The sequence below is a fragment of the Kitasatospora sp. NEAU-69 genome (genome assembly GCF_057158765.1).
Genome location: NZ_JBWXUE010000014.1, coordinates 57,831 through 83,760 on the forward strand (window position 1 = coordinate 57,831; position 25,930 = coordinate 83,760).

Sequence of the window (25,930 nt, forward strand, 5' to 3'; positions counted from 1 at the left end):
TACTCAGAAAGAAGAAGCGCATGCGCGACACGTACCACGAGGAACTCGACTCGATCGGCGACGGCCTGGTCGAGATGGCCCGGCTGGTCGGCTCGGCCATGGGCCGTGCCACCACAGCGCTGCTCGACGCCGACCTGGCACTGGCCGAGAGCGTGATCGCGGCCGATGACAAGGTCAACGCGCTCCACCACGAGCTGGAGAACCGCGCGATCGACGTGCTCGCCCGCCAGCAGCCGGTCGCCACCGACCTGCGCATCGTGGTCACCTCGCTGCGGATGAGCGCCGACCTGGAGCGCTGCGGCGACCTGGCCCGGCACGTCGCCAAGGTGGCCCGGCTGCGCTACCCCGAGACCGCCATCCCGGGCGACCTGCAGTCGACGATCCTGGAGATGGGCCAGCTCGCCCAGCGCCTGGTGTCCAAGGCCGGCCAGGTCATCGCGACCAAGGACGTGGACGCGGCGCTGCAGCTGGAGCGCGACGACGACGCGATGGACGCGCTGCACCGCGAGCTGTTCGCCCACCTGATCGACGACCGCTGGCAGCACGGCATCGAGACCGGCGTCGACGTCACCCTGATCGGCCGGTACTACGAGCGCTTCGCCGACCACGCCGTCTCGGTGGCCAAGCGCGTGGTCTTCCTGGTGACCGGCGAGCACGCGGGCGAGTTCGTGCCGGACGAGAGCCCGATCGCGGCCGAGTAACCGGAATCAGGCCGCTCGCCGGAATCGGCAGCTCGCCGATTAAACGTAGTCGCGGGGGGGGGGGGGGGGGGGGGGGGAACACCCCCCCCCCCCCCCCCCCCCCCCCCCCCCGCGCCCGTTGACGCCCTGTCAGCGGGCGGGCTTCACTCGTGGAGCAGGCAGGTCACCACCTCGTCTGCCCCGATCGAGGAGGGCTCAGCACCATGACCACCACTCCCGCCCGGCCCACTGCGACGCCCCGCCCCGCCGAGCCGGCGCACCGTCCCGCCCGGGTGACCCTGCCGCTGCTCGGCGCCTGCGGCTGCAGCGCGGGCTGCGGCTGCGGCTGCCAGTCCGGCGCCCCCTGCCAGTGCGGCGGTGTCACCGGCGGCTGCTGCGGCCACTGAGCCACCACCTGGCTCACCACTCGCGCCACCCCACGCCCCACCACACGCCCAGCGTCTCGGGCTCACCGCCTCGGGCTCACCACCTCGGGCCGTCCGCCCGCACCCCGCACACCCGTCCCACCACGCGCGTGGGGGCGGGCGGTTTTTGGGGCTAGGACCCAAACCGTTCCTAGGAGGCTTCTTTCTCCATCCCCCCTCCCTCCCCCCCCCCCCCCCCCCTCCCCCCCCCCCCCCCCCCCGCGTCCGCAGGAGTCTGCGCTTACTTCTTACCCTGGTTCTTCACGGCCTCGATCGCGGCCGCGGCGGCCTCGGCGTCGAGGTAGCGCCCACCGGCGACGACCGGCTTGAAGTCGGCGTCCAGCTCGTACACCAGCGGGATGCCGGTCGGGATGTTCAGCCCGGCGATGGCCTCGTCCGAGATCCCGTCCAGGTGCTTCACCAGCGCGCGCAGGCTGTTGCCGTGCGCGGTGACCAGCACGGTCCGGCCGTTCGCCAGGTCCGGGACGATCGCGTCGTACCAGTACGGCAGCATCCGCTCGACGACGTCCTTGAGGCACTCGGTGCGCGGGCGCAGCTCGCTCGGGATGTCGGCGTAGCGGGCGTCACCGGCCTGCGAGAACTCGTTGTCGTCGGCCAGCACCGGCGGCGGGGTGTCGTACGAGCGGCGCCACAGCTGGAACTGCTCCTCGCCGAACTCGGCCAGCGTCTGGGCCTTGTCCTTGCCCTGCAGCGCACCGTAGTGGCGCTCGTTCAGGCGCCAGCTGCGGCTGACCGGGATCCAGTGCCGGTCGGCCTTGTCCAGCGCGATCTGCGAGGTGCGGATCGCGCGGCGCAGCAGGGAGGTGTGCACCACGTCCGGGAAGAAGCCCTCGGCGGCGAGCAGCTCGCCACCGCGTGCGGCCTCCTTCTCGCCCTTCTCGTTGAGGTCGACATCGACCCAGCCGGTGAAGAGGTTCTTCTGGTTCCACTCGCTCTCGCCGTGGCGGAGCAGGATGAGTCGGTAGGTCGTGTCAGCCATGGCGCACAGCTTAGTGGAGCGAAATAACGAGTAGCAGGGCCACAGGCAGCTGAGTAATGTGCGTTCTCGCATCGCACCACTTACGTCCTGCTGCGCGGTTCCCCCAGCGCCGCCGCCCGGACGCCTGCCGCCAGGGAGCCCCATGCCCGCGCTGTCCCCCTTGCTGCCCGCGCGCTTGCGCGCCGCCGCCATCGAGTCGGTCGGCGGACTGCCGCGCCAGTTCTGGTGGCTCTGGACGTCGACCCTGGTCAACCGGCTCGGCGGCTTCGTGGTGACGTTCCTGGCGCTCTACCTCACGGCCGACCGCGGCTACTCGGCCTCCTACGCCGGCCTGGTCGCCTCGCTCTTCGGGCTGGGCTCGGCGATCGCGGCCCTGGTCGGCGGGGTGCTCGCGGACCGGATCGGCCGCCGGCCCACCCTGCTCGCCGCCCAGCTGCTCACCGCCGCCAGCACGGTGGCACTCGGCTTCGCCGACGGACAGGTGATGATCGCCGCGGTGGCCTTCCTCACCGGTCTCAGCAACAACGCGTCCCGCCCGGCGATCTCCGCGATCATCGCGGACGTGGTGCCGGCCGCCGACCGGGTGCGGGCCTTCTCGCTCAACTACTGGGCGATCAACATCGGCTTCGGCGTCTCGGCGGCGGTGGCCGGCCTGATCGCGGCGCACGGCTACCTCACGCTCTTCCTGGTGGACGGGGCCAGCACGCTGCTGTGCGCGATCGTGGTCTTCGCCAAGCTCCCGGAGACCCGGCCCACCGCGCCGACCCGGGCCACCGCACCGACCCGGGCCGAGGCGGTCGCCGACATCAGCCTGGGCACGGTCTTCCGCGACCGGCAGTACATGGCGCTGGTCGGGCTGACCTTCGGGTTCGCACTGATGCTGCAGCAGGGCAGCACCACGCTCGCCGTGGACATGGGCAAGGCCGGGCTGAGCACCACGCAGTACGGCCTGGTGATCGGACTGAACGGTCTGCTCATCGTGCTGCTGCAGATCCCGGTCACCCGGATGCTCCAGGGACGCGGCCGCGGCCCGCTGCTGCTGGTCGGCTCGCTGCTGGTCGGCTGGGGATACGGGCTCACCGCGTTCGCCGGCGGCTCGGCACTCTTCTTCGCGCTGACCGTGGCGATCTGGACGATCGGCGAGATCGTCCAGGCGCCCACCTCGATGGGCCTGGCCGCCGAGCTCTCGCCCACCCACGCCCGCGGTCGCTACCAGGGCGTGATGTCGCTGGCCTGGTCGGGCGCCAGCTTCCTCGGCCCGGCCGCCGGCGGCGTGCTGCTGGACCGGGCCGGCGGGGCGGCGGTCTGGGCCGCCTGCGCGGCGGTCGGCACCGTCACCGCACTGGGGTACCTGGCGGTCGGCCGCCGCGTCGACGCGATGCGCGACGCCGGCGCCATGGCTGCCGAGGCCGAAGCGGTCGGCGGCGCGGCTGCCGTTCCCGAGGTCGGCAGCGCCGGCACCGGCCGTGCGGGTGGCGACGGCGATACGGACTGCGTGTCCGGCGCGCCAGCGGCGGCCACCGCTTCGTAGCGGCTGCTCACGACGGCTGCCACTACTCCGCTACACCGCTACTCCTACTCCGCTTACTCCGTACGCGGTCCGGCCAGGTGGGTGAAGGCCTCCAGGTTGCGGGTCGACTCGCCGCGCTTGGTCCGCCACTCCCACTCGCGCCGGATCGCCGAGGCGAAGCCCAGCTCCAGCAGCGTGTTGAACGGCTCGTCGGCGTTCTCCAGCACCGTGCCCAGCAGCTGGTCCACGCTGTCGGCGGTGACCGCGTCGAGCGGCAGCCGGCCGGTCAGGTAGACGTCGCCGAGCGCGTCGAGCGCGTACGCCATGCCGTTCATCCGGGTGTTGCGCTCCAGCAGCCAGCGGAACACCGCCTCATGGTTCTCGTCGGCGCGGCGGATCACGAACGCGTTCAGCGAGAGCGTGTGGTCGCCGACCCGCAGCGCGCAGGTGGTGCTCAGCTTCCGGGTGCCGGGGAGCGTCGCGACCAGCGTGTACGGGTCGCTGACGGCCGGCTCCCAGCGCACGCCGGCCTCGTCGAGCGCGGCGCCGAGCAGTCGCAGGGCCTCGTCCTTGGTACGGGTTGCCATGCCGGTGACGTTACCGGCTGGTACCCGTCGTCCGCTGCTCCCCACCACGGTCGACCGCCGCCGGACGCCGCTGCTCGACGCCTCCCCCTGCCCACGCAGTGGCCTCAGACCTCAGGCCGGTTTGCGGCGGGCCAGGCCGAGCCTCCCGGCCGGACTGGCCAGCGCACCCGCGTACACCTCGGCGGTGGCGGCCGCCGCCGCACCCCAGCCGAAGCCCGCCGCATGCCGCGCCGCCGCCACGCCCTGCCGGCCGACCAGCTCGGGCCGGGTCGCGTACGGCTCCAGCGCCCGCGCCCAGTCGGCCGGATCATGGCCGTGCACCAGCGTGCCCGTCTCGCCGTCCCGGACCGCGACCGGCAGCCCGCCGACCGCCGCGGCCACCACCGGCGTCCCACACGCCTGTGCCTCCAGCGCGACCAGCCCGAAGGACTCGCTGTACGAGGGCATCACCAGCGCCGTTGCCGCCCGGTACCACTGGGCGAGCTGCGGCTGCCCGACCGGCGGGTGGAACCGGACCACGTCGCCGATGCCGAGCTGCGCGGCGAGCTTCTGCAGGCTCTTCGGCTCGGCCAGCCCCGTCCCGGACGGACCGCCGACCACCGGCACCACCAGCGTCTCGCGCAGCTCGGGGCGCCGTTCCAGCAGCACGGCCACCGCCTTGAGCAGCACGTCGGGCGCCTTCAGCGGCTGGATCCGGCCCGCGAAGAGCAGCACCGCGGCGTCCTGCGGCAGGCCGAGCGCGGCCCGGGCGGCCTGCTGGTCCCCCGGCCGGAAGACGTCCAGATTGACCCCCGGATGCACGACCGCGAGCTGGTCGCTGCGGGCGCCGTAGTGGGCCGAGAGCTCGCCGGCCTCGTCCGCCGTGTTGGCGATCAGCCGGTCGGCGGCCTCGACCACCTGCGTCTCGCCGATCACCCGGGCCGCCGGCTCGGGTGTGTCGCCCTCGGCCAGCGCGGCGTTCTTCACCTTCGCCATGGTGTGCATGGTGTGCACCAGCGGCACGCCCCAGCGCTCCGCCGCCAGCCAGCCGACCTGGCCGGAGAGCCAGTAGTGCGAGTGCACCAGGTCGTAGTGGCCCGGCCGGTGGCCCGCCTCGGTGCGCAGCACGCCGTGCGTGAACGCGCAGAGCTGGGCCGGCAGGTCCTCCTTGACCAGGCCCTCGTACGGCCCGGCCGTGACGTGCCGCACCAGCACACCGGGCGCCAGATCGACGGCCGGTGCCAGATCGGACGCGGTGGCCCGGGTGAAGACCTCGACCTCGATGTTGAGCGCGGCCAGGCGCTTGGCCAGCTCGACGATGTAGACGTTCATCCCGCCCGCGTCGCCCGTGCCCGGCTGGTGCAGCGGCGAGGTGTGCACGCTCAGCATCGCTATCCGCCGCGGGCGGCGGCCACGACCGGCGGTCAGGGCGTGCAGCCGGGCGCGGGCCGGCTGGCCCTGGCGGTCACGCCACTTCGTCGACACGGGGTGCTGGATCACCTGGGTGACGCCTTCCTGGTCTGCTTCCTGAGTCTGCGCGATCGGCCTTTTCCGAGGTTCAACTGGCTGACAACCCCCGCAGGGGACTTCGCATTCCCGCCCCGGCGGGATTCGCCGTGTTACCCGCGCTACAGCCCCGCGGCGCCGGCCGTGCACCGCGGCCCGCCCCGCCGCCGGCGCTCGCCCGGCTCCCGCTGCTGCCTTCGCCGCCGGTCCCCGTACCCTTGCGGGAATGGCCAGCTCTCCCGGTTCCCGCGTGCGTCCCGGCGCCCCCGCGCGCCCGGTCGGCACCGTCACCCGCGGCACCACCAACACCAATCGGCTGCGCCGGATGGACCGCTGGATCGTGCACACGCTCGGCCGGTCGCTGCGGACCGCCGAGCAGCCGCCGGTCGCCGTGGACCTCGGCTACGGCGCGGCGCCGTGGACGGCGGTCGAGCTGCACGGCCGGCTGCGCACGGTCCGCGGTGACATCCGGACGGTCGGGATCGAGATCGAGCCCACCCGGGTCGCCGCCGCCCTGCCCTACGCGGCGCCGCCGGCGCTGACCTTCCGGCGCGGTGGCTTCGAGGTCCCGCTGGACGGCGGCTCGGCCCAGCTGATCCGGGCCGCGAACGTGCTGCGGCAGTACGAGGAGGAGGCGGTCGAGGCGGTCTGGGAGCGGCTGTGCGACCGGCTCGCGCCCGGCGGACTGCTGGTCGAGGGGACCTGCGACGAGATCGGCCGCCGGCACGTCTGGGTCGCGCTCGGCCCGGAGGGGCCCCGCACGGTGACCTTCGCGGCCCGGCTGGCCGGCCTGGAGCGGCCGTCCGATCTGGCCGAGCGACTGCCCAAGGCGCTGATCCACCACAACGTGCCGGGCCGGCCGGTGCACGGCTTCCTCACCGACTTCGACCGGGCCTGGGCGGCGGCGGCGCCGTACGGGGCGTTCGGTGCGCGGCAGCGCTGGGTGGCCGCCTGTACCGCGCTGGCCGGGCAGTGGCCGCTGGTCGACGCCCGGGGGCGGTGGCGGCAGGGCGAGGCGACGCTGCCGTGGGCGGCGCTGGCGCCCTGACCCGCGCCGACCTGCGCCGACGCGCCCTGACGTGCCCTGACGTGCGCCGATGTGCCGCGAGGCATCCCCGGGTGCCCCGGCGCGCGGCCGTTCGGTCAGCTGGTTCGCCCGTTCAATTCACTCGAACGAGTTATCGAATACCGCTGGCGAGTTGACGCCCCCTCAGGCCACTATGGGAGCGCACCGGATGACGCTCCTTGATTCGTTCAGACTGCGACTTTCATCAGCCAGTCGGGCCCTGCTGCCCGCTGGGCTCCCCCTCCAGGCCCTCCCGCTCCATGCCCTCCCATACGCGCGCGAAGGTCTCGTACGCCTCCGCACCGAACAGCACGAACCGCACCTCGGCCACGCCGGCCATCGCCTCGTCCGCCCGCGACTCGCCCGCCCTCAGCTCCGCCACCACCGTCGACAGCGCGATCCGCGCCGCATCCTCCATCGGCCAGCCGTAGATGCCGGCCGACACCGCCGGAAAGGCCACGCTCCGGGCACCCAGCTCCGCCGCCAGCCGGAGCGACTCCCGGTAGCAGGAGGCCAACAGCTCCGCCAACTGCTCGTACTGCTCCTCCCGGTACACCGGTCCGACCGTGTGCACCACCTGCCGGGCCGGCAGCCGCCCGGCCGTCGTCGCCACCGCCCGCCCCGTCGGCAGGCCCTTGCCGTAGTGCGAGGCCCGAAGCCGACGGCAGTCGGCGAGGATCTCCGGGCCGCCCGCCCGGTGGATCGCGCCGTCCACGCCGCCGCCGCCCAGCAGGGACTGGTTGGCCGCGTTCACCACCACGTCCACCTCCTGCCGCGTGATGTCACCCTGCACCAGCGTGATCTGCGTCACCGTCAACCCTCCGTCAGGCCGAGCAGTCGGCCCGGCCGGTACCCGTCAGTCCACCCCGCACGCTAGCCACTACGCCCGCCACCTGCGTGGCAATAGCCACATCCACGCCGACCAGCCAAGGAAATCCCCGGAGATCACGTTATGGTCGCGAAGAGTTCCCTGACTGGCGGTGCCGCCCGGGCACTGCGTACGGATCGCAGCCGTTACCCCGTCAGGGAAAGGGAGGAACCATCCGTGCCCGCTTCGGGAGACGGGCAAGGACCAGGCACCGACTGCCGGTCCGGAGCCCCGGCAGTGGCTGGCGTGCGCCAGCGAGTCAGTGCCCCCTGCCCGGACGCAGCCGCCTCCCCCAGCGGCGACGCGGGCCTGAACGGGCTGCACGACCTCGACCGCTTCAGCGCTTACGGCGAGCTCACCGACGTCGCCGAGCGCGACGGCTCGGGACCGGGTGACGGCGGCCGCCGTGCCCGCAACCGCAGCGAGGAGGACCCTGCGGCCTCGCGCGCCGGGCTCGCCCTGCCCGGCCCGCGCTCCACGCTGCGCCCGACCGCCGACCGTGCCGGCGCCGATCATCCGCACGCCGATCGCCGCCACCCGGATCGCGGCACCAGCGACCGCAGCATCACCGACCGCACCGGCACCGACCGCAGCCACGGGCCGCTACGACTCCTCGTGGTGCAGAACGACACCGCCGCCGACCGACTGATCGAAGACTTGGTCGGCGCGATCGACATCCCGGTGGAGCTCTACTGGGCGCACGGCCTGGAGCAGGCCGCGGCCCTGCTCAGCCCGACCGGCGGCCGGCGCGGTCGCACCCGACCGGTCGACTTCAGCTGCGTACTGCTCGACCTCGCGGCACCGGCCCCCGCCCGGACCGGCACGGCCGGCCCGGCCGGCGCCCCCGGCAGCGCACTCGGCACTCCGCCCGCCGGCCCGCTCGACGGCCTGCGCGAACTGCTACGCCGCGCACCGGCCGCCGCAGTGGTGGTGCTGACCGACGCCGCCGACACGCAGCTCGGCGCCGCCGCCGTGGCCGCCGGCGCCCAGGACTTCCTCACCGTGGACGAGACCGACGGCCCGCTGCTGGCCCGCGCGCTGCGCTACGCCGTCGAACGCAAGCGCGCCGACGAATCACAGCGCCGCCTGGTCGAAGCCGAGCTGCGCGGGCAGGAGAACGCCCGGCTGCAGCGCCACCTGCTGCCCACGCCGCTGCTGGAGGGCGCCGACCTCTCCTTCACCCGCCGTTACCGGCCCGGCCGCCGCCGCGCGCTGCTCGGTGGCGACTTCTACGACGCCGTGCGCACCGACGACGGCACGGTCCACGTGGTCATCGGCGACGTCTGCGGCCACGGCCCCGACGAGGCCGCGCTCGGCGTCGCGCTGCGGATAGCGTGGCGCACCCTGGTCTTCGCCGGCCTGACCGGCCAGACCCTGCTCACCACCCTGCAGCACGTACTGGAACACGAGCGCCGCAGCGACGAGATCTTCGCGACGCTCTGCATGCTCGTCATCACCCCTGACGCGCCCCCCGGCGGGGCCACCCCCGGCCACCGCCGTGCGACCACCGGCAACCGTGCCACCGGCGACCGGCCGGGCCCCGGCATCGGCCAGCAGCCGCTGCCCTCCGACAACCCGGCCGTCGAGTACGCCCAGGTCTACCTGGCAGGCCACCCGGCCCCGCTGCTGCTGAGCCCGGACCAGCGCCCGGTCGTGCTGCCGAGCGACCAGGCCGGCCCGGCCCTGGGCCTGCTCCCCTGCGACGACACCGAGGCCAGCTGGCCGCCGCACCACCTGGAGCTGCAACCGGGCTGGAGCCTGCTGCTCTACACCGACGGCCTGATCGAGGGCCGGGTCGGCGCCGGCTCCCCCCGGCTCGGACAGGACGGGCTGATCGGCCTGATCGGCGACCACCAGTCGCACGGCCTGAGCCGTGGTCGCCTCGTCGACAGCGCCCTCGCCGAGGTCGAGGAACTCAACGGCGGCGCACTCACCGACGACGTCGCGGTACTGCTACTGGAGCGCAACCAGCCGGCCCGGCTGATGGGGTGACAGCGGCGGCGTACAGAGGCTGACGGAGCCCGGCTCCGTCAGCCGTCCCACCTCGCGTGCTTGTTCGGCTTCACTCGGCCTCACCCGGCCGCGTCACCAGGGCCGGGTGGGGGTCCGGCGGTTGCCGCGCCCCCGGCCGTCCGTCAGCGCCTTGATCGCCGGGCGGACGTCCACCATGTAGACGATCGCGGCGACCAGACCGGCCAGCGTCAGGAAGCTGCCGATGAAGTTGGCTCCGAAGAGCAGGTCGAGCCCGAGCGCGATCGCCAGCACGATCAGCCAGAACGGCTTGGTCTTCTTGTCCGCCGCACGGTAGGCGTCCTCACGCCGGCTGGCCGCGTCCACCAGCGCGACGGCCTTGAACAGGATGATCCCGGCCGACAACCACCAGAACGGGTTGAGGAAGTCGAAGTTCACGAACGTGCCCACCAGGGTCTCCTCACTAGAACCGCGCCACCGTCACCACACCCTGACTTCCCACGTCCACTGCCAACAATCCTGACACGCCCGGGCGCCCGACAACGGCTCAACGTGCCAGGCGCCTGCGAGGTGCCCGCCCGGCTCGCCCGGCCGCCTCCAGCCCGGCCGTTCAGGCCTCCTTGCCACCCGACGGCGAGGTCTTCCGCGCCCGAGCTGCCTTCTTGGCCGCTGCCGGCTTCTCGCCCTTGTCCGCGGTGTCCGCAGCGTCCACCGCGTCCGCCCCGGCCTGCTTCTCCTCGGCCAGGTCCACGCGCTCCACCTCGATGGTCACGGCCTCGGCCTCGGCCGGAGCCGGCCGGCCCTTCTCCACGACGCCCTTGCCGCGCTCGGCCAGCTCGTCGTAGACCTCCTTCGCCTTGACCGCGAACTCGGCGGCCCGGCCCACCTGCTGAAGCGCGAAGGTCTGCGCCTTCTCCTGGAGCACCTTGAGGTCGGTCGGCAGCGTGGTGACCGTGCCGGCCAGCTTGCCCTGGGCCTCGGTCAGCTTCGCCTGGGCCTCCTGCAGCCGCGCCGTGGCAAGCTCCGCGGCCGCCTTCCGGTCCCCGGCCAGCGCCTCCACCCGCCCGGGCACCTCACGCAGCTTCTCGTACGCGAGGTCGCCCGCACCGGCGAGCGCGTAGAGCGGCGTCGGGTCGCTCAGGGTCTTGCGGATCTCGTTCCTGATCTCATCGGTGGTGGTCATCCGACTCGTCCTCTCCATCCGTCCTCCGCCAGGCTGCTGCTCAGCCCCGGTCGGCCTCGTTCTCCTTCACGAAGGCGTCGTACACCGCCAGCAGCGCGTGCTTCTGCTGCTCGCTGATCGCCGTGTCCGCCAGGATCGCCACCCGCAGGTCGGAGCCGCTCGCGGGCCGTTCCTCCAGAATCCCCGCCTGGACGTACAGCGTCTCCGCCGAGATCCGCAGCGCCTTCGCGATCTGCTGCAGGATCTCCGCGCTCGGTTTGCGCAGTCCCCGCTCAATCTGGCTGAGATACGGGTTCGACACACCCGCAGCCTCCGCCAACTGGCGCAACGAGTACTGCGCAGAGCGCCGCTGCTCCCGGATGTACTCACCCAGCGAGCCCACCTTCAGTGAAGCCATGGCCCCATGCTGCGCCGCTCTGCTTGCAAATGCAAGCAGGCTGGCTAGCGCGTCGCGCGGTCAGGTTGCCCGTCACCGCCGCTGCTCGTCGCCGCTGCCGACCCACGGCCGCGCCGCCCGCACCGGCCGCGTTCCGTCGAAATTCTGCCCGGCCGGAAGTGAGCAGCTTTGGAGAAGCGCCGGTCGCCACGGTGCTCGAAGCTGGTTGGATCGAGCCAGGCGACGCCGGCGGAGACCGCGAGGGCGGCTCCGCCCAACGGGTGGAGAGACGATGAGCAGGGCCACGAGGTCGGACACGCAGACCGCTGCGGCGCACGTTGCCGACAGCCACGATCTGATCCGCGTGCACGGCGCGCGGGTGAACAACCTCAAGGACGTCAGCGTCCAGATCCCCAAGCGCCGGCTGACGGTGTTCACCGGGGTCTCCGGCTCGGGCAAGAGCTCACTGGTCTTCGACACCATCGCCGCGGAGTCGCAGCGGCTGATCAACGAGACGTACAGCGCCTTCGTGCAGGGCTTCATGCCGACGCTGGCCCGGCCCGAGGTCGACGTGCTCGACGGGCTGACGACCGCGATCATCGTCGACCAGCAGCGGATGGGCGCTGACCCCCGCTCCACGGTCGGCACCGCCACGGACGCCAACGCGATGCTCCGCATCCTCTTCAGCCGGCTCGGGCGGCCGCACATCGGCTCGCCCAAGGCGTTCTCCTTCAATGTCCCGTCCATCAGCGGAGCGGGTGCGGTCACGCTCGAGCGCGGCGGGAAGACCGTGAAGGAGCGGCGCAGCTTCAGCATCACCGGCGGCATGTGCCCGCGCTGCGAGGGCCGCGGCGCGGTCTCCGACATCGACCTCACCCAGCTCTACGACGACTCCAAGTCGCTCGCCGAGGGCGCACTCACCATCCCCGGCTACACGTCGGGTGGCTGGAACTACCGGCTCTACAGCGAGTCGGGCTTCTACGATCCGGGCAAGCCGATCCGCAAGTACACCAAGAAGGAGCTGCACGACTTCCTCCACCACGAGCCGGTCAGGATGAAGATCGCGGGCATCAACATGACCTACGAGGGCCTGATCCCGCGGATCCAGAAGTCCTACCTCGCCAAGGACCGCGAGGGGATGCAGCCGCACATCCGGGCGTTCGTGGACCGGGCGGTCACCTTCACGGTCTGTCCCGAGTGCGACGGCACCAGGCTGAGCGAGGCGGCCCGGTCCTCCCGGATCGGCAAGATCAGCATCGCCGACGCCTGCACGATGCAGATCAGCGACCTGGCCGAATGGGTCCGCGGCCTCGACGAGCCGTCGGTGGCGCCACTGCTCGCCACGCTGCAGCAGACGCTCGACTCGTTCGTCGAGATCGGGCTGGGTTACCTCTCGCTCGACCGGTCGTCGGGCACGCTGTCCGGCGGTGAGGCGCAGCGGGTCAAGATGATCCGCCACCTCGGCTCCTCGCTCACCGACACCACCTACGTCTTCGACGAACCCACCGTCGGCCTGCACCCCCATGACATCCAGCGGATGAACGGCCTGCTGCTGCGGCTGCGGGACAAGGGCAACACGGTGCTCGTCGTGGAACACAAGCCGGAGACGATCGCGATCGCCGACCACGTCGTCGACCTCGGCCCCGGCGCCGGTACGGCGGGCGGCACCGTCTGCTTCGAGGGCACCGTGGCGGGGTTGCGGACCAGCGGCACCATCACCGGCCGTCACTTCGATGACCGGTCCGCCCTCAAGGAGACGGTGCGGACGGCCAACGGCACTCTGGAGATCCGCGGCGCGACGACGCACAACCTGCGCGACGTCGACGTCGACATCCCGCTCGGGGTGCTGACCGTCATCACCGGCGTCGCGGGTTCCGGCAAGAGCTCACTGGTCCACGGGTCGCTGGTCAACAGTGCGGGGACCGCCCGCGAGGGTGTCGTCTCGATCGACCAGGGCGCGATCCGCGGCTCACGACGGAGCAACCCGGCGACCTACACCGGCCTGCTCGACCCGATCCGCAAGGCGTTCGCGAAGGCCAACGGCGTGAAGCCGGCGCTGTTCAGCGCCAACTCCGAGGGCGCCTGCCCCAACTGCAACGGCGCCGGCGTCATCTTCACCGACCTGGCGATGATGGCCGGCGTCGCCACCACCTGTGAGGAGTGCGAGGGGAAGCGGTTCGAGGCCTCGGTGCTGGACTACCACCTCGGCGGCCGCGACATCAGCGAGGTGCTCGCGATGTCGGTGACCGAGGCCGAGGAGTTCTTTGGCGCCGGCGAGGCGAGCACGCCAGCGGCGCACCGGATCCTCGACCGGCTCGCCGACGTCGGGCTCGGCTACCTCACCCTCGGCCAGCCGCTCACCACGCTCTCCGGCGGCGAGCGGCAGCGGCTCAAGCTGGCCACCCACATGGCCGAGAAGGGCGGCATCTACGTCCTCGACGAGCCGACCACCGGCCTGCACCTCGCCGACGTCGAGCAACTGCTCGGCCTGCTCGACCGGCTCGTCGACTCCGGCAAGTCGGTCATCGTCATCGAGCACCACCAGGCGGTCATGGCGCACGCCGACTGGATCATCGACCTCGGGCCCGGCGCCGGCCACGACGGTGGCCGGATCGTCTTCGAGGGCACCCCCGCCGACCTGGTCGCCGCCCGTGCCACCCTCACCGGCGAACACCTCGCGGCCTACGTCGGCGGCTGACCGATGCCGTCTCCGATCGGCCTTGACCCTGACGCAACAGGAGGCTCGACGATCGACGCATGAGCGAATACACCAGCCCGGTGCCGGTCCCGGCCGTCGATGCGGCTGCCCCCGAGATCTACCGGGCCTACTACGGCATGCCGATGTTCCTCAACGTCCCGACACGCGACCTCGCCGCTTCGCGGGAGTTCTGGACGTGCGGGCTCGGCTTCATCGACCTGTTCTCGATCCCGGACCGGCTGACCCACCTTCGCCGGTGGGCCTTCCAGGACGTCCTCCTGACTCCGGCGGAGCAGGCCGACGAAGCACCGGCGATGAGCGTCAGCTTCGCCTGCGTCCTCAGCCAGATCGACGAGATCGCCACCCGCTGCGAGGAACTGCTGCCGGGCTGCACCAGTGGGCCGAGGGAAATGCCGTGGAACTCGATCGAGTTGACGATCATCACACCGGAGAACGCGCGGGTCGTGATGACCGCCGCTCGACCGCTCGATCCGCTCAGCGCGCGGGCGGACAACCTGCGGGCCATGGGTATCGAGGTTCCATCGGCGGGGTGAGCAAGACTGGGCCGATGACCAGCGATGACCGCGACGCTCACGACGTCCCCGCTGCTCCCGCCACCAGCGCTGCCCAGGGGCAGGATCCGACCGGTCCCGACGGGCTCACCGTCGGCCGGGCGGCCGCGCTCGTCGGGGTCAGCGTGAAGACGCTGCACCACTGGGACGCGACCGGCCTGGTGCGCCCCGGCGGACGCACCAGGGCGGGGTACCGGGTGTACTCGGGTGAGGACATCGCCCGGGTACACCGGGTCCTGATCTACCGCGAGCTCGGGTTCTCGCTCGCCGAGATCGGCCGGATCCTCGACGATCCGAACGCCGATGCGCGCGACCACCTGCGCCGGCAGCGGTCACAGCTCGTGGAACGCATCTCCCGCCTCCAGAAGATGGTCGGCGCGGTCGATCGCATGATGGACGCGTCGAAGACAGGAATGACATTGACTCCGGAAGAGCAAGTGGAAATCTTCGGTGCCGACTGGCAGCCCACCCTGGTCGAGGAGGCCGAGGAACGCTGGGGCGACAGCGCACAGTGGACCCAGTACGCCGAGCGGGCCGCCCGGCGGACACCGGCGGACTGGAAGCGCGTCGCGGCTGCGTTCGAGGTGCTGAACACCGACCTCGCCGCCGCGAAGAACGCCGGCACCGCACCCGGCTCCGCCGAGGCGCACGCGCTCGCGGAGCGGCACCGCGCGCTGATCTCGAAGTCCTTCGACTGCACCCACTCGATGCAGGTGTGCCTCGGGCGGATGTACGTCGACGATCCCCGGTTCGCCAAGTACTACGACGCCATCGCGCCGGGCATGGCCGTCTGGCTGCGCGACGTGATCTTCGCGAATGCCGAGGCGCACGGCGTCGCCCCGGAGTCCGCGACCTGGGAGTGACCGCGCAGCGCCGGCCGGCACTGCGGCCCCTACCGTCCCGTCAGGTCACCTCAGGTCAGCTCAAGTCAGCTCAAGTCAGCTCAGCTCAGCCGGACCGGCATCAGCAGCGAGAACGTGCCGTCGCGCTCGGCGTTCCGGGGCCCGGCCGAACGGATCGCGAGCGGGCTGATCGGCCCGCTGAGTTCGAGGACCAGCTGACCGGTGGAACCGGCCGCGATCGCCTCCAGCAGGAACTCCCGGTTCACCGCGACCTGCAAGCGCTCCGGCTCAAGCTCCGACTCGGGCTCCGGCTCGGTGTCGCGGGCCAGCACGCGCAGCGCGCCGTCCGCCCCCACCGAGAGCACGGCGACCGGAGCGTCCCCGGCCTCCGCATCCCGGGCGGCCGGCTCGGCGGGGAGGTCGAGGACGGCCCGGCGCAGCGCGTCGGCGGTGACCTCGGCGCGATGAGTGGCCGTCAGCCGGACCAGTCGGCGGTAGTCGGGGAAGTCGAGGTCCAGGTGCTGCCCCTCGACCCGCCGGCCGTCGGCCTCGGCCCGGACCTGCGTTCCGGCCAGCGCCAGCGCCAGCTCTCCATCCCCTTCGCCTCCACCTCCTTCGCCCGCCCCGCCCACCGCAAGTGCGCCGATCTCGTCGGCGAGCGCGGTCGGTACCAGGACGCTCAGCTGCGCACCGGCCGCCGCCCCGCGCACGGGGGCCTCGGCGACCGCGATCCGGTGGCGGTCGGTGGCGACCAGCCGCAGCACCTCGCCGTCCAGGTCGAACAGCACGCCGCCGAGCATCGGCCGCTCGGGGTCGGCACTGACGGCGAAACGGACGGCCGCCACCGCGGCGGCCAGCGCGGCGCGGTCGACGGTGAGGCGGACGGTGTGTGCGGACGATGCCGCAGCGGTTTCCTCGGTCATGGCAGGCTCCCTCTGGTCGAGCAGGACTCGGGCAGCGGAGAGTTCGCGTCGCGCATCGGCCAGGCCGTCCTCAAGTCGGCGCAGATGGCCGTTCAGCACCTGGTGCGCGGCCTCCGAGCCGGCCGGTGCTGCGAGCACCAGCCGGATCTCGGCGAGCGGCAGGCCGACCCGGCGCAGTCGGCAGATCAGCCGGGCGTCCGCGAGCTGGGCCGGGGCGTACCAGCGGTAGCCGGTCTGCGGGTCCACCCACGCGGGGCCGAAGACCCCGGCGCCGTCGTAGAACCGCAGCGCACTGACACTGAGTCCGCTCTCCCGGGCCAGTTGGCCGATGCTGCGCATCACGCTCTCCACGACGAGGACTCTGCTGGCTCGACCTGGTCGAGGGTCAAGCCGTTCAGGAGGTCAGCGCCCGGTAGACCGGGCCGAGCAGCACGGCAAGATTCCGGCCACGGACCGTGATGTCCGGTGCGGCCAGCTGATCGACCGGAAGCAGGGCGGCCGGTCGCGGCCCGTCCTCCTCGTACGGTCGGAGCACGAAGTCGCCTCGCCAGTAGTCCGCCAGCCGCCCCTGAGCCACCGGCCCGGCGGCAGCACGATCGTGTCCGCTCACTCGACCATCGCCTCCTCCGACAGTGTCAGCAGCTCCCGCAGCTCCCCGGTCGAGAGCTCGGTCAGCCATCGCTCGCCGCCGCCGACCACGGTCTCGGCAAGCTCGCGCTTCGACTCGATCAGCTCGGCGATCCGCTCCTCCACCGTGCCCGCGCAGACGAACCGGCGGACCTGCACCTCGCGGCGCTGCCCGATCCGGTGGGCCCGGTCGGTGGCCTGCTGCTCGACCGCCGGGTTCCACCAACGGTCCAGGTGGATCACCTGGTTGGCAGCGGTCAGGTTCAGTCCGGTACCGCCGGCCTTGAGCGAGAGCAGGAAGACGCCGGGCCCGTCCGGCTGCTGGAACCGGTCGATCAGTTCCTGGCGCCGCCGGGCGCCGAGCCGGCCGTGCAGGTAGAGCACCTCGGTACCCAGCCGCTGCGCGAGATGGTGCTCGATCAGCGAGCCGAACTCGGCGTACTGGGTGAAGACCAGCGCTCGGTCGCCCTCGGCGAGCGCGGTGGCCAGCGTCTCCTCCAGGCGGGCGAGCTTGCCGGAGCGTCCGGCCACCGCCGATCCGTCGTGCAGCAGTTGGGCCGGGTGGTTGCAGACCTGCTTGAGCCGGCCGATCGCGCCGAGCACCGCGCCCTTGCGCTCGACGCCCTTGAGTCCGCGCAGCCGGTGCAGCAGATCGGCGACCACCGCCTGATAGAGGCCGACCTGCTCGGCGGTGAGCGTGCACCAGACGGTCATCTCCTGCTTGGCCGGCAGCTCGGCCGCCACCCCGGGGTCGCCCTTGCGGCGGCGCAGCACGAACGGCGCGGTGCGGCGGCGCAGTTCCGCCGTCCGTTCCGGATTGGCGTGCTGCTCCACCGGGATGGCGTAGCGCTCCCGGAAGGCCGCGGCCGAGCCGAGCAGCCCGGGGTTGGCGAAGTCGAGCACGGCGTGCAGCTCGGCCAGCCGGTTCTCGACCGGCGTGCCGGTGAGCGCGATCCGGTGCCGGGCCGGGATCGAGCGCAGCGCACGGGACTGCACGGTCGCGCTGTTCTTCACGGTCTGCGCCTCGTCGGCGATCACCCGGCGCCATTCGATCGCGCGCAGCTGCTCGGCCTCGCGCTGCACGACGCCGTACGTCGTGATGACCAGGTCGGCACCGGCGACCGCCGCGTCCAGGCCCGCCCCGGTCGGGCGTTCGGCGCCGTGCTGGACGTGCACCCGCAGCATCGGCGCGAACCGGGCCGTCTCCCGCCGCCAGTTCCCGATCAGCGACATCGGGCAGACCAGCAGGGTCGGCCGGCGCTCGGCAACGGGGGTGCGGGCGTGCTCGGCGGCGAGCAGCGCCAGGGTCTGGACGGTCTTGCCGAGTCCCATGTCGTCGGCGAGCACCGCGCCGAGGCCGAGCCGGCTCAAGGCGTCCAGCCAGGCGACACCGCGCTCCTGGTACGGGCGCAGCGCGGTGCCGAAGCCGGGCGGCAGCGTCACCGGGGCCTCGGGGGTGCCGCGTCCGGCGAGCAGGTCACCCAGGACGCCGGTCGCGGTGATCGCGCCAACGGGCAGCCCGGCGACCAGCGCGCCCGGGTCCAGCACCTCGCGGAGCAGGCGGTCGGGGCTGGTCTCGCCGCTGCCCTCCCGGGCCAGGAAGTCCACGGCGGCCGCGATCTGCCGGGCGTCCACCTCGATCCACTGGCCGCGCACCCGGACCAGGCCCTCCTTGGCCGCTGCCAGGTCGGCCAGCTCCTCGGCGGTGAGCGGCTGCCCGTCGAGGGCGGCCTGCCAGCGGAAGGCGACCACGTCGTCCCGGTCGATCCTGGCCGTGCTCTGCACCGTCCCGGCGGCCGTCGTCCGGACGGCGAGCGCCATGCCGAGCCGTGGGCGGCGCTGCCACCAGGTGGGCAACAGCACGCCGAAGCCGGCGCCGGTCAGCACCGGCGCCGCCTCCCGCAGGAAGTCGAGCGCACCGACGCGGTCGAGCAGCAGCTCCTTCGGGCGGGCTCGGCGCAGCACCGGACGCAGCTCGGACCGGCAGCGGGCGGCTCGGTCCAGTTCGGCGAGCAGCGCGGCCTGCGGATCGTCCACCACCCGGCCGAAGGCGGCCAGCGCGGGGCCGTCGGCCCACAGATCGGCGGCCGGGACCAGCAGCGAGGGCTCGGCGACCGCCTGGAGCAGGAACTCCACCCGGAAGTGCTCGTCGGACGCGCCCCCGGCGGGATCGGCCGGATCGGGGCCGAGCGGCTCGACCAGGCGGAAGCAGAGCCGGACCGGCGAGCCGGTGGCCGTGGCGCCGCTCGCGTACCAGGCGGTCAGCGAGGCCGCGAGGCGCCCGAGTGCGGCCTCCTCATCGGCACTGAACAGATCGCCCGAGCTGATCAGCTCGCCCCCACCCGCCACGCCCCCACCCACCGCGCCACCGGCCACCGGAACATCGGCCGCAGCAGCACCGCCCGCGCTCGGGATCCGTCCGTCCGCCGAGCCCAGCGCCGCGAACCAGCGCTCGACCACCGGATCCCCGGCGAGCCCGTCCTCGAACGGCGGCAGCCGCAGCGCGGCGGCGCGGTCCTCCAGCGCGGCCCGCACCTCGCAGTCGGTGAGCACGTCGAGCACCTCGGCGAACAGCTCCGGCCCCGACCGGCTGCCGCGCGCGACCGGCGGGCAGCCGTCCGCCAGCCCGACCGCCTCGCGCTGTTCGGCCGCGCCCGGCACCGGCAGCCAGCGTGCGTACGCCGCGCCGCCCTCGGCGGTGCGGACCAAGCCCGGCAGCACCCGCCCATGCCCGGCCAGCCGCCAGGCGAGGTCGTGCACCCCGGTCAGCCAGCGCAGCGAGGCGCCGAAGGCGACGTCCACCCGTCCTTCACCGGCCAGCTCGGAGCTGCTCAGCGCCCAGCGCGGATCGAAGAGCTCACCGAGCAGCTGAGCCGCCCGGGGCGGGTCGAAGAACAGCGCCGGGATCCGCCAGTCGCGCAGCGAGACCCCGGTGGCACCAGCGCTGCCGGGCAGCTCGGGCGACGGCGCCGGCGCGCCGCCGAACGAGGGCAGCACCAGCGTGATCCACCGCTCCAGCGCCTGCCCGGCCAGCCACTCGGTGCCCGGCCCGATCCCGGCCAGCAGCTCCGCCAGCAGCGGCGCCGGGCAGGCGAACGGATGCGGGCGGGCCCGGCCCGCGCGCTGCGCGCCGTGGTCGCCGTATCGCACCGGGCCGTCGAGGTCCTGCCGGGCCCGGGCGTCCTCGGCCCAGAGCGCCAGCCACCCGTCGGTCCGCCACAGTGCGTGCACGGCGAACATCGGACCGATCCCTCCGGGCACGTGGGCGACAGCTGACGCTCGCAGCCTAACCACGACCTGTGACAGCCGGCCGATCACGATCGGCCGGAGGCCGAACCCGCAGCATGGTTGAACATTGAACGAAAGGGCGCTACGGTGAAGCCAACAAGTTGAAGCCTAAACAAATGGCTTCGAACCCGAGGAGGAGCCATGGGCCTGTTCAACCGCAAGGTCGCCGCCACCGAGACCGCCACCCGTGCCGCCACCGGCAGCACCGTCACCACCGTGCTCGACGCTCCCGCCGGCGCCGACCTGTCCCACCTGAGCGGCGACTACGTCATCGACACCACGCACAGCCGCCTGGGCTTCAGCGTGCGGCACGCGATGATCACGAACGTGCGCGGCGAGTTCACCGAGTACCACGGCAAGCTGCACCTGGACGGCGCGAACCCGGCCGCGTCCAGCGCCGAGCTGGTGATCCAGGTCGCCAGCGTGGACACCGGGAACGAGCAGCGCGACGGCCACCTGCGCACCGGCGACTTCTTCGCGGTCGAGAACCACCCGGAGATCACCTTCCGCAGCACTTCCGCCCGGCAGATCGACGCGGACAACTACCGGATGACCGGCGATCTCACCATCAAGTCCACCACCCGGTCCGTCGTCCTGGACCTGGAGTTCACCGGCACCGCGACCGACCCGTACGGAATCCAGCGGCTGGGCTTCGAGGGCGTCACCACGGTGGACCGCACCGACTTCGGCCTGACGTACAACGCGGCGCTGGAGACCGGCGGCGTGCTGATCGGCGAGAAGGTCAAGCTCAGCTTCGACATCTCCGCCGTCAAGGCCTGACCGCTGCGACCACTCGCCGCACACCCACCCCCCACCCGCCCGCACCCACCGGCTCGCACCCATCCCCACGCAGCTCCCGACCCCCGGACCAGCCGATACGGCAGGATGACCGGGGGTCGGGAGACGTGGAGGTGAGCACCGGTGGAGCTTCGACAGCTGCGCTACTTCGTGACGGTCGCACAGGAACTGCACTTCGGCCGGGCAGCCGAGCGCCTGCTGATCGGACAGCCCGCCGTCAGCCAGCAGATCCGGCGGCTGGAGCGGGAGTTGAAGGTCGAGCTGTTCGACCGCACACCCCGGCTGGTCCGGCTCACGGCCGCCGGTCAGACCTTCCTGCCCGCGGCCCGCGCCGTGCTCGACGCCGAGGATGCCGCCCGCGCGGTGGCCGCCGAACTCGCGAACGACCGCTCGGGAGTCTTCCGGCTCGGCACCATCACCGGCCTCGGTGAACGCCTCGAGCGGATCCTGGACGCCTTCGAGCGGCAGGCACCCGCGCTGCGACTGGAACTGGTCGCCCTCCCGGTCGCCGAGCGACTGGCCCGGCTCGCGGACGGACGGCTGGACGCCGCCTTCGTCCGCGGCACGCAGCCCCGCACCGAGCCACCCCGCGGCGCCGCCGGGCACTCCCCAGAGGTGGAGTATCTCCCCCTCTGGGACGACGAGTTGGTCGCCGCGATACCCGCCAGGCATCCGCTGGCCAAGCAGCCCGAAATCGCCCTGGCCGAGCTCGCCGAGCTGCCGCTGCGACTCACCGAACGGCGCAACAATCCGGCCCTGGTGGACCTGATGCTGAACGGCTGTCAGAGCGCCGGCTTCGAGCCGATCCCCGGACCGATCTCCAGCAGCCTTCAGGACACGCTGGCCCTGATCGGCTCCGGCACCCCGATGTGGACGGTGGTGTACGCGGGCAACGCCACCATGATGCGGATCCCCCGGGTCGTCTTCCGGCCGTTCACGCCTCCCGGGCTCACCCTGCCGACCTCACTCGCCGTCCGCCGCGGCTGCGCCACCGCCCCGCTCGACCTGCTGCGCGCCGCCTGCGAAGCCGGCGCACCGGCTCCGACCGGCAGCGATCAGGATTCGTGATCGCTGCCAGAGCGTTTCGGGTCTGGGTCGGCACCGGGGTACTGCGATGGACTGTTCCTGTCAGCGCAACAAGCGCCGGCCCAGGGTCGGTCCGACCCTGGGACACCGCAGCCGAGCAACAATCGGCAGTCAAGGAGCAGGCCATGCCCATCGTCACCGTTCAGCAGGGTCCCCGCACCGTCGAGCTCAAGCGCGAGCTGGTCGCCCGGATCACCGACGCCTTCGTGGACGCCTACCAGATCCCGGCCGAGACCGTGCAGGTCTGGATCCAGGAGTTCCCCGCCGACAGCTGGGGCGCGGCCGGCAAGCTCATCGCCGACAAGTGAGCTGAGCGGGAGGGGTGTTGGGGCGGGAGGGGTACCGGCAGGTCAGAGGCCGAGCAGCGCACGGTCCTCCGATGCCAGCCAGCTGCCCGGCGGCGGCCGCAGCCACCCCTCCCGCTCCCCCAGCAGCCGCGCCTGCGCGGCCAGCGACTCGACGCCGGGCGGGCAGTGCCGCGCCGCTCGGTGGACCAGGCTGACCAGGGTCAGCGGCACCGGGTCCACCAACTGCCGGGTGACCACCCCGGGCAGCTCCGGCCCGCCCGTCGTGGTGAGCATCGCCAGGCCGTGCCGGGTCAGGTAGCGGGCCGTCTCCTCCGCCCCGATCGGCGGCGGGAGCGCCATCGCCGCCGTCAACCCGTGTGCGGCCAGTAGCCGTTCGCCGAAGGCCGTCCACTCGGTGGTGGCCGGATTGCCCGCGCAGATGTCCACCGGATACCCGGCCAGCTCCGCGATCCGGACCACCCGGCGCGCCGCGAGCGGATGCCCGACCGGCAGCAGCAGCGCCAACCGCTCAAGCCTGACCGGCCGTTGCGCGAGACCGGCGCGCAGCTCGGGCGCCAGCCCGCTGAACCAGCCGAACGAGGCGTCCAGTCGCCCGGCGATCAACTCCCGTGCCGCCGAGGCGAGTCCACCGTAGTAGCGGGCCAGCAGCTCGAGCTGTGGATCGGCGGACCGGGCGGCCTGCAGGATCCGCTGCGCCGTGAGGTCCTCGCCGGTCACCGCGCTGTTCAGATCGACCAGCAGCGGGCGGGCCTGCGCCGGGGCCAGGATCTCCTCCTGCAGCGCCAGCAACTTCCTTGCCTGCGGCAGCAGTTGCTCACCGGCCGGGGTGAGTTCGACGCTGCGGGTGGTGCGGACGAACAGCGCGCGGCCGAGCAGCCGTTCCAGCGTCCGGATGTCCCGGCTCAGCGCCTGCTGGGCCAGGTGCAACCGCGCGGCGGCCTGGCCGAAGTGCAGCGTCTCGGCGGTCGCCACGAAACCGCGCAGCAGGCGGGGGTGCAGGTCCACGGGCATGCCGGAAGGCTAGCCGCCGGGCGATTGACAACGCCACTGCGTTAATGCGCCCGATCAGGTGTTGGACCCGGCCGCGCCCGGCGGGACAGGCTTGGCACAACTCCCCTGCCCTTCCGGCCCTCTGGAGCCCTGTGCCCACCACGTCCCCGCCCTCCTCGTCCGCCCGCACCTCCGCCCACCCCTCCTCCGCGTTCTCCGCACTCACCGCCTACCGGCGCGTCTTCGCCGTCCCCGGCGCGGTCGCCTTCACGCTCTACGGCCTGCTCGGGCGACTCGCCTTCGGCATGCGCGGCGTCAGCCTGCTGACCGCGGTCGCCGACCGGCGCGACTCCTACGCACTGGCGGGTGCGGTCTCGGCCGCGGGGCTGGTCGGGGTCGCGCTCGGCATGCCGCTGCTCGGCCGGCTGGTCGACCGGTACGGACAGTCCCGGGTCTCGCCGCCCGCCGCACTGCTCTCGGCCGTACCGAGCGGCGCACTGATCCTGCTGATCCCGAGCGGCGCCCCCCGGTGGTCACTGCTGCTGTGCAGCTTCGCGGCCTCGATCGGCCCCAACCTCGGCGGCATGTCCCGCGCCCGCTGGGCCCACCTGCACGGCGGCGAGCCGAGCACCCTGCACTGCGCGAACGCGCTGGAGCAGGCACTCGACGAGCTGACCTTCATGACCGGACCAGTACTCGGCATGCTGCTCTGCACGATGCTCTTCCCCGAGGCCGGACTGATCGTCGCCACCGCCTGCACGACCGTGGGCGCCCTGCTCTTCGCCACCGAGCGGCGCACCGAACCGCCGGTCGCACCAACCAGGTCCGCCGCAGAACGCTCCCCGTTGCGCTCACCGGGGACCGCCCTGCTGGTCGCGGTCTTCTTCGGCACCGGCATGGTCTTCGGCTCGATGGAGATCACCACGCTGGCCGATGCGGCCGCCCACGGCCGACAGTCCGAAGCAGGACTGCTGCTCGCCCTCACCGCGGCCGGCTCCGCTCTCTGCGGCCTGGCCTTCGGCCTGCTCCCGGCCCGGCGCCCGCCCGTCACCAGGTTCCTGCTCGCCCTGGCCGCCATGGCCGCGCTACTCCTGCTCCCGCTCACGGCCGGCACGCTCGGCGCCGGCCTGGGCCTGGGCCTCGGCGGACTCGCCCTGGCCCTCTTCGCGACCGGCTTCGGCACCGCACCGACCATGGTCACCGGCATGACCCTGCTCCAACGCCTGCTCCCCGAAGGCGCGTTGAACGAGGGCATGGCCCTGGCCGTCTCCGGCATCGTGACCGGTATCTCGGCCGGCTCGGCACTCGGCGGCCTACTCGCCCAGCACACCGGCCACGCCGGCCGCACCGCGGCGGGCCTGGGCTACGCCGTGCCGGCAGCCGCCGGCCTGCTGGCCCTGACAGCCGCCCTGGCCGGCCGCCGCCTGCTGCACCCGGCCGGCACCGACTCCCGCAGCACGACGCAGAGCCGGCCGCGATAACCGCTCCCCTTCTGTCAGTCCACCGATCTACGCTGCCGACATGAACAGCGCGATCCGCTACCTCCGCGGCGACGCGACCAGTCCGCAGGCCAAGGGCCCCAAGGTGATCGCACACGTCTGCAACGACCTGGGCGGTTGGGGCAAGGGCTTCGTGCTCGCGCTCTCCCGTCGTTGGCCGGAGCCCGAGGCGGCCTACCGGCGATGGCACCGCGAGCGGGCCCACAACGACTTCGGCCTCGGCTCGATGCAACTGGTGGCCGTCGAGCGCGACATCCGGGTCGCCAACCTGATCGGCCAGCGCGGCACCAGGACCGGCCGTTCCTCCGGCGTGCCGGTCCGGTACGAGGCGATCGACGCCGCCCTGGAGCGGCTGGCCGCACCGGTGCTGGAGCTGGGCGCCTCGGTCCACATGCCACGGATCGGTTGCGGCCTCTCGGGCGGGCGCTGGGAACTGGTCGAGCCACTGATCGCCGCCCGGCTGACCGCCCACGGGATCGCGGTCACGGTCTACGACCACGACTGACTTTCCGGCTGTCAGACCGGCCAGCTGTACTCGTACTCCGGCAGCTCCACTCCACCGCGGAACGCGGCCCGGCCCTCGCGGGTGCGGACTCCGCCGGCCCGCTCGTAGAAGGCGATCGCGCGCCGGTTTTCGCGCAGCACCTCCAGGTAGAACGGCGCGTCGCCATAGCTCGCCCGGGCCCGCTCCCGGGCCTCGCGCAGCAGGACGGCGCCGGTGCCGGCGCCGGTGTGTCCGGGGCGCACGTGCAGGTTGTCCAGCAGCACTCGTCCGTCGGGCTGCGGGACCAGGTAGCCGAAGCCGAGCAGCAAGCCGTCGGCGTCCTCCGCCAGCAACAGCAGCGGCGTGTTGCCGGGCTCGCCGTAGTCGGCGGTCAGCCGCAGCTCCCACAGCTCGCGCCGCTCCTGCGGCAGCCCGTCGCCGAGCGCCTCGGCCGGGACGATGCCGGCGTACGCGGTCCGCCAGCTCTCGGCGTGCAGGTCGGCCACAGCTGCGGCGTCGGCGGCGCTGCCCGTTCGGATGACGACGGCTGATCCGTTCATACATCGCATCCTGCCACGGCAGCCCGACCGCGCCGCCCGCCCACCCGGCCGCCCAGCCGCCCACCCGCCCGCCCACCCGGCCGCCTCACGGGAGCCCGCGCACG

Annotated in this window: 25 protein-coding genes; 13 read left to right on the plus strand and 12 right to left on the minus strand. The window is 72.9% G+C overall.

Translation table 11 applies throughout. From position 1 onward, the window contains the following. Window positions 1-20 precede the first annotated feature (20 nt). Together phoU and AC060L_RS17995 are read left to right on the plus strand one after the other, a co-directional pair. Window positions 21-701 carry a phosphate signaling complex protein PhoU gene (phoU, locus tag AC060L_RS17990; protein WP_483799788.1) on the plus strand — a complete coding sequence of 227 codons (681 nt, stop codon included), beginning with the start codon at window positions 21-23 and terminating at the stop codon, window positions 699-701. A 203-nt stretch (window positions 702-904) separates the two neighbouring features. Beyond that, window positions 905-1,087: a hypothetical protein gene (locus tag AC060L_RS17995; protein WP_483799789.1), complete on the plus strand. Its 183-nt coding sequence runs from the start codon at window positions 905-907 to the stop codon at window positions 1,085-1,087. Between the two features lie 259 nt (window positions 1,088-1,346). Here AC060L_RS17995 and AC060L_RS18000 read toward each other — a convergent pair whose 3' ends face one another. Next, entirely contained in the window at window positions 1,347-2,105 is a 759-nt protein-coding gene (locus AC060L_RS18000) for a phosphoglyceromutase (RefSeq protein WP_483799790.1), read from the minus strand. 142 nt (window positions 2,106-2,247) lie between these two features. Between AC060L_RS18000 and AC060L_RS18005 the strand changes: the two genes are divergently transcribed. Beyond that, entirely contained in the window at window positions 2,248-3,636 is a 1,389-nt protein-coding gene (locus AC060L_RS18005) for an MDR family MFS transporter (RefSeq protein WP_483799791.1), read from the plus strand. Window positions 3,637-3,689: 53 nt separating this feature from the next. On the opposite strand, the gene AC060L_RS18010 is transcribed toward AC060L_RS18005, so the two are convergent. Then, window positions 3,690-4,202 (minus strand): type III secretion system chaperone family protein, encoded by a 513-nt coding sequence (locus tag AC060L_RS18010; RefSeq protein WP_483799792.1) that lies wholly within the window; start codon window positions 4,200-4,202, stop codon window positions 3,690-3,692. Window positions 4,203-4,313: 111 nt separating this feature from the next. Further along, window positions 4,314-5,678: a D-inositol-3-phosphate glycosyltransferase gene (mshA, locus tag AC060L_RS18015; protein ID WP_483799928.1), complete on the minus strand. Its 1,365-nt coding sequence runs from the start codon at window positions 5,676-5,678 to the stop codon at window positions 4,314-4,316. A gap of 235 nt (window positions 5,679-5,913) precedes the next feature. Here mshA and AC060L_RS18020 point away from each other — a divergent pair, with 235 nt between their 5' ends. Continuing rightward, complete coding sequence (locus AC060L_RS18020) at window positions 5,914-6,735, plus strand: class I SAM-dependent methyltransferase (RefSeq protein WP_483799793.1); 822 nt, start codon at window positions 5,914-5,916, stop codon at window positions 6,733-6,735. Window positions 6,736-6,958: 223 nt separating this feature from the next. Here the strand turns inward: AC060L_RS18020 and AC060L_RS18025 are convergent, their stop codons facing one another. After that, window positions 6,959-7,564, minus strand: coding sequence for an O-acetyl-ADP-ribose deacetylase (locus AC060L_RS18025; protein ID WP_483799794.1), 606 nt, complete (start codon window positions 7,562-7,564; stop codon window positions 6,959-6,961). Between the two features lie 303 nt (window positions 7,565-7,867). Between AC060L_RS18025 and AC060L_RS18030 the strand changes: the two genes are divergently transcribed. After that, window positions 7,868-9,613 (plus strand): PP2C family protein-serine/threonine phosphatase, encoded by a 1,746-nt coding sequence (locus AC060L_RS18030; RefSeq protein WP_483799795.1) that lies wholly within the window; start codon window positions 7,868-7,870, stop codon window positions 9,611-9,613. A 93-nt stretch (window positions 9,614-9,706) separates the two neighbouring features. Here the strand turns inward: AC060L_RS18030 and AC060L_RS18035 are convergent, their stop codons facing one another. From AC060L_RS18035 to AC060L_RS18045, 3 genes are all read right to left on the minus strand, one after another. After that, on the minus strand, window positions 9,707-10,045 hold the full coding sequence (locus AC060L_RS18035; RefSeq protein WP_483799929.1) for a DUF2516 family protein: 339 nt from the start codon (window positions 10,043-10,045) through the stop codon (window positions 9,707-9,709). A 157-nt stretch (window positions 10,046-10,202) separates the two neighbouring features. Then, a complete protein-coding gene (locus AC060L_RS18040; RefSeq protein WP_483799796.1) occupies window positions 10,203-10,775 on the minus strand; it encodes a hypothetical protein in 573 nt (190 codons plus the stop codon). Between the two features lie 40 nt (window positions 10,776-10,815). Then, window positions 10,816-11,172 carry a helix-turn-helix domain-containing protein gene (locus tag AC060L_RS18045; RefSeq protein ID WP_483799797.1) on the minus strand — a complete coding sequence of 119 codons (357 nt, stop codon included), beginning with the start codon at window positions 11,170-11,172 and terminating at the stop codon, window positions 10,816-10,818. A 271-nt stretch (window positions 11,173-11,443) separates the two neighbouring features. Here AC060L_RS18045 and AC060L_RS18050 point away from each other — a divergent pair, with 271 nt between their 5' ends. The 3 genes from AC060L_RS18050 to AC060L_RS18060 are packed head-to-tail and all read left to right on the plus strand — an operon-like array spanning window position 11,444 to window position 15,284. Next, window positions 11,444-13,849 carry an ATP-binding cassette domain-containing protein gene (locus tag AC060L_RS18050; RefSeq protein WP_483799798.1) on the plus strand — a complete coding sequence of 802 codons (2,406 nt, stop codon included), beginning with the start codon at window positions 11,444-11,446 and terminating at the stop codon, window positions 13,847-13,849. A 59-nt stretch (window positions 13,850-13,908) separates the two neighbouring features. Further along, complete coding sequence (locus AC060L_RS18055) at window positions 13,909-14,403, plus strand: VOC family protein (RefSeq protein ID WP_483799799.1); 495 nt, start codon at window positions 13,909-13,911, stop codon at window positions 14,401-14,403. Between the two features lie 14 nt (window positions 14,404-14,417). Continuing rightward, complete coding sequence (locus AC060L_RS18060; protein WP_483799800.1) at window positions 14,418-15,284, plus strand: MerR family transcriptional regulator; 867 nt, start codon at window positions 14,418-14,420, stop codon at window positions 15,282-15,284. An 80-nt stretch (window positions 15,285-15,364) separates the two neighbouring features. On the opposite strand, the gene AC060L_RS18065 is transcribed toward AC060L_RS18060, so the two are convergent. The 3 genes from AC060L_RS18065 to AC060L_RS18075 are packed head-to-tail and all read right to left on the minus strand — an operon-like array spanning window position 15,365 to window position 20,053. Continuing rightward, window positions 15,365-16,537 carry a DNA polymerase III subunit beta family protein gene (locus AC060L_RS18065; RefSeq protein WP_483799801.1) on the minus strand — a complete coding sequence of 391 codons (1,173 nt, stop codon included), beginning with the start codon at window positions 16,535-16,537 and terminating at the stop codon, window positions 15,365-15,367. A gap of 43 nt (window positions 16,538-16,580) precedes the next feature. Further along, the gene (locus AC060L_RS18070; protein ID WP_483799802.1) at window positions 16,581-16,796 is read right to left on the minus strand and encodes a hypothetical protein; all 216 of its coding nucleotides are present in this window, start codon (window positions 16,794-16,796) and stop codon (window positions 16,581-16,583) included. After that, a complete protein-coding gene (locus AC060L_RS18075) occupies window positions 16,793-20,053 on the minus strand; it encodes an SNF2-related protein (RefSeq protein ID WP_483799803.1) in 3,261 nt (1,086 codons plus the stop codon). The genes AC060L_RS18070 and AC060L_RS18075 overlap by 4 nt, the downstream gene beginning before the upstream one ends. Window positions 20,054-20,242: 189 nt before the next feature. Between AC060L_RS18075 and AC060L_RS18080 the strand changes: the two genes are divergently transcribed. The 3 genes from AC060L_RS18080 to dmpI all read left to right on the plus strand — a co-directional run bounded on the left by AC060L_RS18080 (window position 20,243) and on the right by dmpI (window position 22,293). Then, the gene (locus AC060L_RS18080; protein WP_483799804.1) at window positions 20,243-20,881 is read left to right on the plus strand and encodes a YceI family protein; all 639 of its coding nucleotides are present in this window, start codon (window positions 20,243-20,245) and stop codon (window positions 20,879-20,881) included. Between the two features lie 141 nt (window positions 20,882-21,022). Further along, a complete protein-coding gene (locus tag AC060L_RS18085) occupies window positions 21,023-21,967 on the plus strand; it encodes a LysR family transcriptional regulator (RefSeq protein WP_483799805.1) in 945 nt (314 codons plus the stop codon). 143 nt (window positions 21,968-22,110) lie between these two features. Continuing rightward, entirely contained in the window at window positions 22,111-22,293 is a 183-nt protein-coding gene (dmpI, locus tag AC060L_RS18090) for a 4-oxalocrotonate tautomerase DmpI (RefSeq protein WP_483799806.1), read from the plus strand. 42 nt (window positions 22,294-22,335) lie between these two features. Here dmpI and AC060L_RS18095 read toward each other — a convergent pair whose 3' ends face one another. Then, the gene (locus AC060L_RS18095; protein ID WP_483799807.1) at window positions 22,336-23,304 is read right to left on the minus strand and encodes a LysR family transcriptional regulator; all 969 of its coding nucleotides are present in this window, start codon (window positions 23,302-23,304) and stop codon (window positions 22,336-22,338) included. Between the two features lie 131 nt (window positions 23,305-23,435). On the opposite strand from AC060L_RS18095, the gene AC060L_RS18100 reads away from it, so the two are divergent. Continuing rightward, entirely contained in the window at window positions 23,436-24,764 is a 1,329-nt protein-coding gene (locus AC060L_RS18100) for an MFS transporter (protein WP_483799808.1), read from the plus strand. A gap of 40 nt (window positions 24,765-24,804) precedes the next feature. Beyond that, entirely contained in the window at window positions 24,805-25,287 is a 483-nt protein-coding gene (locus tag AC060L_RS18105; RefSeq protein WP_483799809.1) for a macro domain-containing protein, read from the plus strand. 11 nt (window positions 25,288-25,298) lie between these two features. Here the strand turns inward: AC060L_RS18105 and AC060L_RS18110 are convergent, their stop codons facing one another. Then, complete coding sequence (locus AC060L_RS18110; RefSeq protein ID WP_483799810.1) at window positions 25,299-25,826, minus strand: GNAT family N-acetyltransferase; 528 nt, start codon at window positions 25,824-25,826, stop codon at window positions 25,299-25,301. Between the last annotated feature and the right edge of the window lie 104 nt (window positions 25,827-25,930).

Excerpts from the sequence above, each read along its gene's own strand:
- phoU (WP_483799788.1), top strand. The coding sequence starts at position 21 with ATGCGCGACACGTACCACGAGGAACTCGACTCGATCGGCGACGGCCTG.
- AC060L_RS17995 (WP_483799789.1), top strand. The coding sequence starts at position 905 with ATGACCACCACTCCCGCCCGGCCCACTGCGACGCCCCGCCCCGCCGAG.
- AC060L_RS18000 (WP_483799790.1), bottom strand. The coding sequence starts at position 2,105 with ATGGCTGACACGACCTACCGACTCATCCTGCTCCGCCACGGCGAGAGC.
- AC060L_RS18005 (WP_483799791.1), top strand. The coding sequence starts at position 2,248 with ATGCCCGCGCTGTCCCCCTTGCTGCCCGCGCGCTTGCGCGCCGCCGCC.
- AC060L_RS18010 (WP_483799792.1), bottom strand. The coding sequence starts at position 4,202 with ATGGCAACCCGTACCAAGGACGAGGCCCTGCGACTGCTCGGCGCCGCG.
- AC060L_RS18020 (WP_483799793.1), top strand. The coding sequence starts at position 5,914 with ATGGCCAGCTCTCCCGGTTCCCGCGTGCGTCCCGGCGCCCCCGCGCGC.
- AC060L_RS18040 (WP_483799796.1), bottom strand. The coding sequence starts at position 10,775 with ATGACCACCACCGATGAGATCAGGAACGAGATCCGCAAGACCCTGAGC.
- AC060L_RS18045 (WP_483799797.1), bottom strand. The coding sequence starts at position 11,172 with ATGGCTTCACTGAAGGTGGGCTCGCTGGGTGAGTACATCCGGGAGCAG.
- AC060L_RS18050 (WP_483799798.1), top strand. The coding sequence starts at position 11,444 with ATGAGCAGGGCCACGAGGTCGGACACGCAGACCGCTGCGGCGCACGTT.
- AC060L_RS18055 (WP_483799799.1), top strand. The coding sequence starts at position 13,909 with ATGAGCGAATACACCAGCCCGGTGCCGGTCCCGGCCGTCGATGCGGCT.
- AC060L_RS18060 (WP_483799800.1), top strand. The coding sequence starts at position 14,418 with ATGACCAGCGATGACCGCGACGCTCACGACGTCCCCGCTGCTCCCGCC.
- AC060L_RS18075 (WP_483799803.1), bottom strand. The coding sequence starts at position 20,053 with ATGTTCGCCGTGCACGCACTGTGGCGGACCGACGGGTGGCTGGCGCTC.
- AC060L_RS18080 (WP_483799804.1), top strand. The coding sequence starts at position 20,243 with ATGGGCCTGTTCAACCGCAAGGTCGCCGCCACCGAGACCGCCACCCGT.
- dmpI (WP_483799806.1), top strand. The coding sequence starts at position 22,111 with ATGCCCATCGTCACCGTTCAGCAGGGTCCCCGCACCGTCGAGCTCAAG.
- AC060L_RS18095 (WP_483799807.1), bottom strand. The coding sequence starts at position 23,304 with ATGCCCGTGGACCTGCACCCCCGCCTGCTGCGCGGTTTCGTGGCGACC.
- AC060L_RS18105 (WP_483799809.1), top strand. The coding sequence starts at position 24,805 with ATGAACAGCGCGATCCGCTACCTCCGCGGCGACGCGACCAGTCCGCAG.
- AC060L_RS18110 (WP_483799810.1), bottom strand. The coding sequence starts at position 25,826 with ATGAACGGATCAGCCGTCGTCATCCGAACGGGCAGCGCCGCCGACGCC.